The sequence below is a fragment of the Pseudomonas fontis genome (assembly GCF_028656955.1).
Lineage (GTDB): Bacteria > Pseudomonadota > Gammaproteobacteria > Pseudomonadales > Pseudomonadaceae > Aquipseudomonas > Aquipseudomonas fontis.
This window is the reverse complement of record NZ_JAMDGY010000053.1, coordinates 103667-115039: the sequence shown is the minus strand read 5'-3', so window position 1 is coordinate 115039 and position 11373 is coordinate 103667. Positions and strand designations below refer to the sequence as shown.

The 11373-nt window shown below is 59.0% G+C and carries 11 protein-coding genes; 2 read left to right on the top strand and 9 right to left on the bottom strand.

Annotated elements, in window-relative coordinates; all coding sequences use genetic code 11:
• Positions 1-486 precede the first annotated feature (486 nt).
• Positions 487-702: a ribosome modulation factor gene (rmf, locus tag M5G11_RS17295; protein ID WP_128326123.1), complete on the top strand. Its 216-nt coding sequence runs from the start codon at positions 487-489 to the stop codon at positions 700-702.
• A gap of 94 nt (positions 703-796) precedes the next feature.
• Here rmf and M5G11_RS17290 read toward each other — a convergent pair whose 3' ends face one another.
• The 9 genes from M5G11_RS17290 to ppsA all read right to left on the bottom strand — a co-directional run bounded on the left by M5G11_RS17290 (position 797) and on the right by ppsA (position 10236).
• Positions 797-1822: a quinone-dependent dihydroorotate dehydrogenase gene (locus M5G11_RS17290; RefSeq protein ID WP_273911775.1), complete on the bottom strand. Its 1026-nt coding sequence runs from the start codon at positions 1820-1822 to the stop codon at positions 797-799.
• 163 nt (positions 1823-1985) lie between these two features.
• The gene (locus M5G11_RS17285; protein WP_273911774.1) at positions 1986-3023 is read right to left on the bottom strand and encodes an OmpA family protein; all 1038 of its coding nucleotides are present in this window, start codon (positions 3021-3023) and stop codon (positions 1986-1988) included.
• A 109-nt stretch (positions 3024-3132) separates the two neighbouring features.
• Positions 3133-3699, bottom strand: coding sequence for an RNA polymerase sigma factor SigX (sigX, locus tag M5G11_RS17280; protein ID WP_420793829.1), 567 nt, complete (start codon positions 3697-3699; stop codon positions 3133-3135).
• Between the two features lie 112 nt (positions 3700-3811).
• Complete coding sequence (locus tag M5G11_RS17275) at positions 3812-4636, bottom strand: mechanosensitive ion channel family protein (protein WP_273911772.1); 825 nt, start codon at positions 4634-4636, stop codon at positions 3812-3814.
• A gap of 2 nt (positions 4637-4638) precedes the next feature.
• Entirely contained in the window at positions 4639-4887 is a 249-nt protein-coding gene (locus M5G11_RS17270) for a CrfX protein (protein ID WP_273911771.1), read from the bottom strand.
• A 101-nt stretch (positions 4888-4988) separates the two neighbouring features.
• Positions 4989-5984, bottom strand: coding sequence for a zinc transporter ZntB (locus M5G11_RS17265; protein ID WP_273911770.1), 996 nt, complete (start codon positions 5982-5984; stop codon positions 4989-4991).
• 27 nt (positions 5985-6011) lie between these two features.
• Positions 6012-6500 (bottom strand): ribonuclease E activity regulator RraA, encoded by a 489-nt coding sequence (gene rraA, locus M5G11_RS17260; RefSeq protein WP_273911769.1) that lies wholly within the window; start codon positions 6498-6500, stop codon positions 6012-6014.
• Between the two features lie 252 nt (positions 6501-6752).
• The gene (locus M5G11_RS17255) at positions 6753-7751 is read right to left on the bottom strand and encodes an alpha/beta fold hydrolase (protein ID WP_273911768.1); all 999 of its coding nucleotides are present in this window, start codon (positions 7749-7751) and stop codon (positions 6753-6755) included.
• Positions 7752-7860: 109 nt separating this feature from the next.
• On the bottom strand, positions 7861-10236 hold the full coding sequence (ppsA, locus tag M5G11_RS17250) for a phosphoenolpyruvate synthase (RefSeq protein WP_273911767.1): 2376 nt from the start codon (positions 10234-10236) through the stop codon (positions 7861-7863).
• A gap of 177 nt (positions 10237-10413) precedes the next feature.
• Between ppsA and ppsR the strand changes: the two genes are divergently transcribed.
• Complete coding sequence (ppsR, locus tag M5G11_RS17245; RefSeq protein WP_273911766.1) at positions 10414-11232, top strand: posphoenolpyruvate synthetase regulatory kinase/phosphorylase PpsR; 819 nt, start codon at positions 10414-10416, stop codon at positions 11230-11232.
• The last annotated feature ends 141 nt before the right edge of the window (positions 11233-11373 follow it).

Here is an 11373-nt window from a genome sequence, read left to right as displayed (position 1 = left end):
TTGATCGAACGCCTTTCCAGCAAGCGCTCGAATGGCACTCACCATGAGTGCCGGGCCACCCGGGCAGCGCCTTTTGCAACAGGGCAAAAAGGCTTTGATGCCTGGGTAGAACGAAAAATTCCGATTACGAAGGCCCGATAGTGACCCTTCGTCGTTTTATCCCATCGTGTTGAAAGTGTTTCTCAACGATGGCCATCTGCTTCGAGATTCGGGCAAAGGCTGATGATAGCTGGCTTTGCTGCAAATCCCTTGCTGAATCAATTTTTTACTTATCCTTAGACCCTATGAAAGGTTACGTCCTTATGACAAAACGGTCATTCACAGTGTGACTCGCATTGGTTAGAACTCAACTCAGGTTGTCACCGCAATGGGGCAACACTTCAGCTCGCCACGCCGGCAGCGAGCGCATAAACCGGCAGAACGACTCTGCCCGGCCTCAGACGAGGCCGACGGGACATTACAGTCAACAAGTGAGGGCAACACCCTATGAGAAGACTTAAGCGTGATCCGTTGGAAAAAGCATTTACACGAGGCTACCACTATGGGGTAGCCGGCAAATCCCGCGAGCTTTGCCCTTTTACTCTACCGTCGGTACGCCAAGCCTGGATCAACGGCTGGCGCGAAGGACGCGGCGACAACTGGGACGGTATGACCGGCACTGCGGGTATCCATAGACTCAACGAACTTCACGCCGTTGGCTGAACGAGGATCTGAATTCTAATTACCATGCGCGCCCTATCCGGGCGGCGGGCTTCGGCCCAGGGGCCCCTCTTAAGGGGCCCTTTTTTATGCCTGCTCAGCGCTTGGGCAATGCCGCAATCGCATCGACCGACTCACGAATCAGCGCCGGCCCCTTGTAGATGAAGCCCGAATAGATCTGCACCAGGCTAGCGCCTGCGGCGATCTTCTCGGCCGCGTGCTTGCCTTCGGTGATGCCACCAGCAGCGATGATCGGCATCTTGCCGCCCAGCTCCCCTGCCAGCACCTTGACCGTATTGGTGCTCTTCTCACGCACCGGCGCACCGGACAGGCCACCGGCCTCGTCAGCGTGCTGCAGGCCTTCCACGCCTTCGCGGCTGAGCGTGGTATTGGTCGCGATGACTGCATCCATTCCGGTTTCCAGCAACGCGGTAGCGACCAGCGCCGTCTCTTCGTCGGTCATGTCCGGGGCGATCTTGATTGCCAATGGCACGTGCTTGCCATGCACCGTCGCCAGCTCTGCACGACGGACTGCCAGGGCTTCAAGCAGTTGCTTGAGCGAATCGCCGAACTGCAGGCTGCGCAGGCCCGGGGTGTTGGGTGAGCTGACGTTGACGGTGATGTAGCTGGCGTGGTCGTAGACCTTGTCCAGGCAGATCAGGTAGTCGTCCACGGCGCGCTCGACCGGGGTGTCGAAATTCTTGCCGATGTTGATGCCCAGCACGCCTTTGTAGCTGGCGGCACGCACGCGGTTGAGCAGATTGTCGACACCCAGGTTGTTGAAGCCCATGCGATTGATGATCGCGTTGGCTTCCGGCAGGCGGAAAATGCGCGGCTTCGGATTACCCGGCTGCGGGCGCGGGGTGACCGTGCCAATTTCGACAAAACCGAAACCGAGCTGGGCGAAGCCGTCGATAGCCGCGCCATTCTTGTCCAGGCCCGCTGCCAAACCGACCGGGTTGGGGAACTGCAGCCCCATCACGGTGACCGGCAGTTGCGCCGGCGCCTTGGCCAGCAACCCGTTGAGGCCCAGACGGCCACCGGCACCAATCAGGTCCAGCGACAGGTCGTGGGAGGTTTCCGGGGACAGTTTGAACAGCAGCTGGCGGGCCAGGGTATACATGGGCGGGCTTAGCTCGAGGTTGGAGAGGTGGCGATTATAGCGATGGCGTGGCCCCGGGGACAGGACTAGCTGAGTGGATCGGCAGCGGCCACACCATCACGCCAAATCGCAGGCAAAGAAAAGCCCGGCCTAGGGCCGGGCTTTTCGCGTAGCGTCAGACCAATTACTTGGCTTGAGCTTCTACTTGAGCTTCAACGCGACGGTTGACAGCACGACCAGCGTCGGTAGCGTTGTCAGCAACCGGACGGGTCTCACCGTAGCCAACCGACTGAACGCGAGTCGACTCAACACCGTACTGGTTGGTCAGAACTTGCTTAACGGCGCTTGCACGACGCTCAGACAGTTTCTGGTTGTAAGCGTCAGGACCGACGGAGTCAGTGTGACCTTCAACAGTGGTGGTGGTTTGTGGGTACTGCTTCATGAAGTCAGCCAGGTTTTTGATGTCACCGTAGCTGTTTGGCTTGACGACCGACTTGTCGAAGTCGAATTTCACGTCCAGCTCAACACGAACAACTTCAGCAACTGCCGGGCAGCCATCAGCGTCAACGGTAACGTTGGCTGGGGTGTCTGGGCACTTGTCGACGTTGTCGCACACGCCGTCGTTGTCGCTGTCGGAGCAGACTTCAGCTACTGGAGCTGGAGTAGGGGCAACTTTGCCGCCGCTGCCGCCGAAGTTCAGGCCCAGACCAACGGAAGGACCCCACTCGGTGTTGCCGTTGTCGATGTTGTACATGGCTTCAACGCCAGCACGGGCGAAGAACATGTCGGTGATGTACCACTTGGCGCCAGCGCCAACGTTGGCGAAGGTGGAGTGGTCACGACCGTTGTTGAAGCTCTGGCCGAGGCTCTCGTGAGCGAAACCAGCCGATACGTATGGACGCAGAGCGTCGCCAACGGTACCGAAGTGGTAGGTAGCGTCCAGTTTGGCTTTCGAACCTTTGATGTCCTTGTTGAAGACATCGCCACGAACGTTGTGAGTTTCGTTGTAGCCCAGGTCGATCGAGACGTCGTCGGTCAGGAAGTAACCGAGGCGAACACCAGGATTGGTGCCGTCGTTCTTGAAGTTGCGCTCGCTATCGTAGTACTGCTTGGTAACGTTGCCTTCAATTTCGACCGCGCCTTGGCCCTGTGCCAGAGCGCCGAACGAAGTAGCGGCTACGAGAGAACCAATGGCCAAGCCCAAGGTGTTTTTCAATTTCATCCGTTAAATCCCCATCTGGTGATTGTTAAGCAGTCCCACCAAATCCGGGGGACAACTCGCCGGCAAGTTTAGCAGAACTAGCCGGTACGTTAGAGAATTTTGCGACAGACTAAGTTTCAATCTGGCCCGCAAATTTCTCGCGTAGCTTGTCCAGCGCACGCTTGTAGCGCATTTTCGTGGCGCTCAAGCCCATGTGCATGATGTCGGCAATCTCCTGGAATTCAAGTTCTGCGACAAATCGTAGCACGAGAATTTCACGATCAATGGGGTTCACATGAACCAACCATCTATCCAACCCGCCCTTCTCTTCCGGCTTTGGCGACTTCTCTTCAGAGGCCTCCTCAAGTGGATCGAGACTGAGGACGTCCATCAACCGACGCTTGCGTCGCTCCTTTCGGTACTGGGTGATGCATTCGTTATAGGTGATGCTGTATAGCCAGGTCTTGAACTTCGATTTGCCCTCGAAGTTCTTCAAACCATAGAGCACCTTCAGCATCACCTCCTGACAGACATCGTCAGCATCTCGATCGTTCCCCAAATAACGTGAACACACGTTAAAAAGGGTTCGCTGATAGCGCCGCATGAGCTCTTCATAGGCGCGAGTAACATGAAATAGCTCCTCATGCGAACGCGCCACCAACTCCTCATCAGTGAGCTCGCGGGGGTCGTAACGCATGGGCAGCGAGTGAACTTTATTCAAAACAAATCTGGCCGACAGTCAGGTCATCGTCGCCGCACACCCTGCTCGGGTGATTTCGCGGCGGCATACATTAGCAGGATTCGCCCAACTAGCGGCTATTGACCTGCTGCTCCAGCAAGATCCGGTTGGACAGCGACACTAGTTCGCCATCATCGGTCAGCACCGTGGTTTTCACTGTTCCGATCTCTTCGATCTGCCCTTCGATCGCACCAATCTGCACGTATTGACCCACTTGATACAGTTCTCGCACATAGATTCCGGCAAGGATCTGCCCGGCGATTTCCCGGCTGCCAAGGCCCATGGCCAACGCAACTGCCAGACCAACGGTAATCAAACCGATCACGATCACGTGGTTCAGCAGGTCGGTTTTCACCTCCAACTGGCTGATCGCCACCGAAATGCTGATGATGATTACCAAGCCTTGGGCAATCCGCCCCAGGCCCGCAGCGTATTCCAGGCCGACACCCTCGGCAGCGCCGCGCACCAGGCCATTGGCCAGTTGTGCCAGCAGCACCCCCACCAGCAACACCAGCGCCGCGCCGAAGACTTTCGGCAGGTACAGGGCCAGCATGTCCAGCGTAGCGGAAACTCGCTCAAGGCCAAGCGATTCGGCTGCTGAAACGAGGAAAATCAACAATACGAACCAATAGACGATCTTGCCGACCAGGGTCGAAATCGGTACCTGGATACCGGCACGCCCCAGCAGCTTGGTCAGCCCAGTGCCCCCCATAAGCCGGTCAAGGCCGAGCTTGGCGAGCAGTTTCGACAGCAGCGTATCGAGCAGCTTGGCGACCACAAAACCAAGCACCACCACCACCAACGCCCCGAACAGATTGGGGATGAAGTTCGCCACCTTGGTCCACAACGCAGTCATTGCAGCGACCAGACTCTGGGTCCAGAGATCAAGTTCCATATTCAATCGGCCTTATCAGCTTTACGGGCAGAAGCACTACGGCTCACCGGCGCAACATGCGCCGAGCCATTATTCACGGCGATCATCAAGGCCTGGCTCCAACGGCCAAGCAACTTGAACAGATCGCCCGCACCAACCTGGCGATTGGCGGTTTTCAGGACCCGGCCCAAACAGGCGTCGTCGTCGCGGTCTTGACCGGACGCTGACGACTTGAGCAGGTCCCGCAGGGATTCTTCAAACGGATCGCGCATGGGCACCTCGCGTAATGTCTGTCAAAGACGAGGGCGCCTCTACACGGGTCACATGAACGATGCGGCCAGCTGTGACTGGTATTTTCAACGACAGTTCCCTCTCAAACCCAACGCAAGCGGCGAAACAGCCACCATTGACCCAAGGCCAGGGCCAGTACCAGCAAGCTGGCGAACAAAAATCCATAGGGGCTGCCGGAGCCGGGAATGCCGCCGACGTTGATGCCGAGCAGGCCGGTCAGGAAGCTCATGGGCAGGAAAATACAGGTGATGATGCCAAAACGGTACATGGTCCGGTTCATGCGTTGGCTCAAGCGCCGATCTTCGCTTTCCAGCACCAGTGCCACTCGCTCACGAGTCAGCTCCAGCTCTTCGAGGTAGCGGGTCAGGCTGTTGTTCAGCTCGTTCCAGTAGTCAGCGTCGTCTTCAACGAACCAGGGCCATTTATTGCGCGCCAACTGGGCGTAGATTTCCCGCTGCGGCGCGAGAAAACGCCGCAACCCGGCGGCGCGACGGCGAATTTGCTGAAGGTTGTCGTGCTCTGGAGTGTACCGTTCGTCGGTTTCTTGCTTTTCTTCCTCGTCATCAACCACTTCCGAGAGGTCCGAGACCAGTGCCTGGACTTTTTCGGTCAGCAATTGAGCAACGGAAAGCAGCAACTCGGACGCGGTTTTCGGCCCGCGCCCCTCTTCAAGCTGTTGCAGCAATTCGTCCGTTGCGCGCAATGGGCGCAAACGCAGGGAGATCACCCGCTGGGCCTGGGCGAAGATGCGCACCGAAACCATGTCTTCAGGCTCGGCCCCAGGATTGAGGTTGACCCCGCGCAGGAACAGCAGCATTTGCGCATCCGGCAACGGCAGCAAGCGCGGACGGGTGTTTTCTTCCAGCAACAGGTTGCAGGCAAACTCGTTCAGGCCGCTTTCCTGGCGTAGCCAGGTCTGGGTCTGCGGGTGGCTGCGATCCCAATGCAGCCAGAGGCTCTCCTCCGGCTGCAGGGGCAGTTGATCCAGTTCAGTTCGAGCGATCGAACGCGCACCGCCCTTGCCATCCAGCACCAGGGCATGTACCAGCCCCCATTGCGCGTTGTCTTCCTCGAACATCCCTACTCCATTCGACCTTGTCAGCCCTTACTCGGGCATTTTCAGCGGGCTTGGCGAGACGATCACGCCATTGTTGTCGGCATAGATGTATTCACCCGGACGGAAGGTCACCCCGGCAAACGTGACCACCACGTTCAGATCGCCAATGCCACGCTTGTCCGTTTTCATCGGGTGGCTGGCCAGGGCCTGCACACCTACATCGGTTTGCACCAGGACATCCACATCGCGCACACAACCGTAGATCACCAGGCCTTCCCAGCCGCTCTTGGCGGCCTTTTCGGCAAGCATGTCGCCCAGCAGCGCGCGACGCAGGGAACCGCCACCATCGACGACCAGCACCTTGCCCTTGCCGTTGAGCTCGACCTGCTCCTTGACCAGCGAGTTGTCTTCAAAACACTTGATGGTGACGATTTCACCACCAAAGGAATCACGGCCGCCGAAGTTGCTGAACATCGGCTCAAGCACCGTGACCAGTTCAGGGTAGGCGTCGCACAGATCGGGCGTTAGGTAATGCATGGGAAACTCCTGTCGGTAGCCAAGAAGATGGAAGTCGGATTTCACACGTTCATTGAAGTGACGAAGCCTGGCAATGCAGCTTTAGCCAAGGCTACACGTGGATACCGATCCGGTCACCCTCATACGCCAGCATCAACAGTGTCAGCCCATTGCAGCCAGGCCCACTGCAGATTGATCAAGCGGCGCAGTGCAACGAACACGACACTGGCACAAATAAGCAAAAATGACCGAAACCACAATAATCGTCACATCTTAGCCGCTAGCAGGCTCCGGCGAAATATCTTGTACCTGTTCGCGTGGAATCATCGCCTGCGGATCCTGCAGCCAACGCTCGACCAACGGCCAGACCTGGGTCTGCGCAGCCTTGCTGACCAGCATGTCGACATGCCCGAAATTGTCGAAGCCCTCTTCGCGACCCAGGCGCATGAAGCGCTTCTGTTCGCTACCGATTTGCTCGAACAGCTTGCGACAGGCCCATGCAGGGTCCTGATGGTCACCCGCACCGGCAACCGCCAGCACCGGCACCTGGACCTCGGCCAAACCGGCCCACCAGTCGCGCTCCTTGTCGCCAAAGCGGCCGAACAGACCGAACCAGCGCATGCTCTCCAGCGCCAACCCGATCGGCTCGTCTTCCGGGCCGCGCTTGAGGCGTGAACCGGACAGGTGGGCGAAGCGCTTGAGCAACACGCGGCCGCCCCACTCCACCGGCGGAATTTTCAGTGGCCAATAGGTACGGCTGACCTGGGTACCGAAAAACGCGGCACTGGCCACCTGGGCTGGCTCCAGGTACTGCCCGCCCAGCGCTGCCGCCAGCGTCGTGCCGCCCAGTGAATGGCCCAGCCAGTGTGGTGCCTGCCCGGTCTGCTCGCAGACGAAGGCGGCAATTACCGGCAAATCGTAGCGTGCATAGTCGGCCACCCGGTTGTGCCGGTAGTCACGGTTGCGCGGCGACAGGCCATGCCCGCGCATTTCCGGGACCCACACATCGAAACCGGCCCGGGCCAGGTGCGCGCCCAGGCCGATACCCCGAGGCGAAAACCAGAAGCGCCGGTTGGAAAAACTGCCATGCAACAGGATGACCGGTACGCCGCGCGTCTCGCCTTGATCGGCCATGCCCAGACGGGTCAGCGCCAGCTCTACGGTACGGTCAGGGCTGTTGCCGGCCTTCAGGCGATAGACATCTTCGCTAAGATCACCGCGACGCTCGGCACTGAGCAGGGCGACGGGAAAAAGGGTGCTGCTACTTTGCATAGATTTCTTGCACAAAAAAGGGCGAGGCCCATCACTGGATCACGCCCTGGAGAATACCGTCGAGACGGCCACCAGGCACTTCCTGGCAGGTGACCGCCCCTTTATTGCATCAGTTGGCGTCTTGGCCTTCGGCCAGGAAGAACCAGGTCTCGAGTACCGAGTCCGGGTTCAACGAAACGCTTTCGATGCCTTGTTCCATCAGCCACTTGGCCAGGTCCGGGTGGTCCGAAGGGCCCTGACCGCAAATGCCGATGTACTTGCCAGCCTTGTTGCACGCCTGGATGGCGTTGGCCAGCAGCTTCTTGACGGCCGGGTTACGTTCGTCGAACAGGTGGGCGATGATCCCCGAGTCGCGGTCCAGGCCCAGGGTCAGCTGGGTCAGGTCGTTGGAGCCAATGGAGAAACCGTCGAAGTACTCGAGGAACTCGTCCGCGAGGATCGCGTTGGACGGCAGCTCGCACATCATGATGACGCGCAGACCGTTGTCACCCCGTGCCAGGCCGTTTTCAGCCAGCAGGTCGACGACTTGGCTGGCTTCGCCCAGGGTCCGTACGAACGGCACCATGATCTCGACGTTGGTCAGGCCCATCTCGTTGCGCACACGCTTGAGTGCACGGCACTCCAGCTCGAAGCAGTCACGGAAGGACTCGCTGATGTAGCGCGAGGCACCACGGAAGCCCAGCATCGGGTTTTCTTCTTCCGGCTCGTAGAGCTTGCCGCCGATCAGGTTGGCGTATTCGTTGGACTTGAAGTCCGACAGACGCACGATGACCTTTTTCGGCCAGAACGCTGCAGCCAGGGTGCTGATGCCCTCGACCAGTTTCTCGACGTAGAAGCCGACCGGGTCGCTGTAGCCGGCAATGCGCTTGTCGACGCTCTCTTTCAGCTCTTGCGGCAGGCCCGCGTAGTTCAGCAGCGCCTTGGGGTGCACGCCGATCATGCGGTTGATGATGAACTCCAGGCGCGCCAGGCCGACACCGGCGTTGGGCAACTGGGCAAAGTCGAATGCACGGTCCGGGTTACCGACGTTCATCATGATCTTGAACGGCAGATCAGGCATGGCATCGACGGAGTTCTTGCGCACATCAAAGCCCAGCTCACCTTCAAAGATGAAGCCGGTATCGCCTTCTGCGCAGGACACGGTAACGCCCTGGCCGTCTTTCAGCAGCTGGGTGGCGTTGCCACAACCGACCACTGCCGGGATACCCAATTCACGCGCGATGATCGCCGCGTGGCAGGTACGGCCGCCACGGTTGGTGACGATGGCGCTGGCGCGCTTCATGACCGGTTCCCAATCCGGGTCGGTCATGTCCGACACCAGTACATCGCCTGGCTGGACCTTGTCCATCTCGGACACGTCCTTGATGATGCGCACCTTGCCGGCGCCGATGCGCTGGCCAATGGCACGGCCTTCCACCAGCACGGTGCCGGTTTCCTTCAGCAGGTAACGTTCCATGACGTTGGCCTGGGCGCGGCTCTTCACGGTCTCAGGGCGTGCCTGAACGATGTACAGCTTGCCGTCATCGCCGTCTTTGGCCCATTCGATGTCCATCGGGCACTTGTAGTGCTTCTCGATGATCATGGCCTGCTTGGCCAGCTCGCTGACTTCAGCATCGCTCAGGCAGAAACGGGCGCGGTCGGCCTTGTCGACGTCAACGGTCTTGACCGAGCGACCTGCCTTGGCTTCTTCGCCGTAGATCATCTTGATGGCTTTGCTGCCCAGGTTGCGACGCAGGATGGCCGGGCGGCCAGCTTCCAGCGTGCCCTTGTGGACATAGAACTCGTCCGGGTTGACCGCGCCCTGGACGACGGTTTCACCCAGGCCGTAGGCGCCGGTGATGAACACCACGTCACGGAAGCCCGATTCGGTATCGAGGGTGAACATCACGCCAGCGGTACCGGTTTCCGAACGCACCATGCGCTGCACACCGGCCGACAGGGCGACCAGCTTGTGGTCAAAGCCCTGGTGCACACGGTAGGAAATGGCGCGGTCGTTGAACAGGGAAGCGAAGACTTCCTTGGCGGCGCGGATGACGTTCTCGACGCCACGGATGTTCAGGAAGGTCTCTTGCTGACCGGCGAACGAGGCATCGGGCAGGTCTTCGGCGGTAGCCGAGGAACGCACGGCGACTGCCATGTTCGGGTTGCCTTGGGACATTTCTGCAAAAGCTGTGCGAATTTCGCTGTTCAGGCGCTCGGGAAACTCGGCTTCCATGATCCATTGGCGGATCTGCGCACCGGTCTTGGCCAGGGCGTTGACGTCTTCGACATCCAGCGCGTCGAGCGCGGCATGGATTTGCGAGTTGAGCCCGCTCTGCTCGAGGAAATCACGGTACGCCTGAGCCGTAGTGGCAAAGCCGCCGGGAACCGATACACCGGCGCCCGCGAGGTTACTGATCATCTCGCCCAGGGATGCGTTCTTGCCCCCCACGTGCTCCACATCATGGACGCCGAGCTTATCGAGGGAAACTACGTACTCTACCAAGGTGATCTCTCCACTAAACTGTATTGGAAAAGCTCAGAACGCCGGCGAATCCCGCAGGACCGTCCGGGCGATTGTGGCCTGGACCTGGAAAATAAGTGAGAATGCCGACGGTGATCGTTCGGCAAACCGAACGTATCATATCCAAGATTCGTCACCAGCTTAAGGCCCATGGCGCAAATGAAACGATCTGCTTTCTTTATTTCCGACGGCACCGGCATCACCGCCGAGACCCTCGGGCAAAGCCTGTTAGCGCAGTTCGAGAACATTCCGTTCAACAAGTTCACGCGACCTTACATCGATAGCGTGGAAAAAGCGCGCGTCATGGTACAACAAATCAACGCCGCGGCAGAACGGGACGGGGTGCGTCCGATTATCTTCGACACCATCGTCAATCAGGATATCCGCGAGGTGCTGGCCACCTCCAACGGCTTCATGATCGACATCTTCTCGACCTTCCTTGCCCCGCTTGAGCAGGAGCTGACAGCCCATTCGTCGTATTCGGTGGGCAAGTCCCACTCGATTGGCGGCAACTCCAACTATATGGAGCGCATCGAGGCGGTCAACTTTGCCCTGGACAACGATGACGGTGCCCGCACGCATTATTACGACAAGGCCGACCTGATCCTGGTCGGCGTGTCGCGCTGCGGCAAGACCCCTACCTGTCTGTACATGGCTATGCAATTCGGTATCCGTGCGGCCAACTACCCGTTGACGGAAGACGACATGGAGCGCTTGCAGTTGCCAACGGCGCTGCGCAATCACCAGCACAAGCTGTTCGGGCTGACCATCGACCCGGACCGCTTGACTGCCATTCGCCATGAGCGCAAGCCGAACAGCCGCTATGCGAGCTTTGCCCAGTGCGAGTTCGAGGTGCGCGAGGTGGAAAACCTGTTCCGCCGGGAGAATATTCCGCACATCAACTCCACGCATTTCTCGGTGGAAGAGATTTCCGCGAAGATCCTGGTGGAGAGAGGTGTGGAGCGGCGGTTCAAGTAGCGTTGGCACTATCGCCGGCAAGGCCGGCTCCCACAGGGTTCGTGACGACACTGATGTCTGTGGGAGCTGGCCTTGCCAGCGATCAAGTGCGTAGCGCTTGCAATTTCCCCCACAGCCCCACTGATTTTCTGCAGGCAAAAA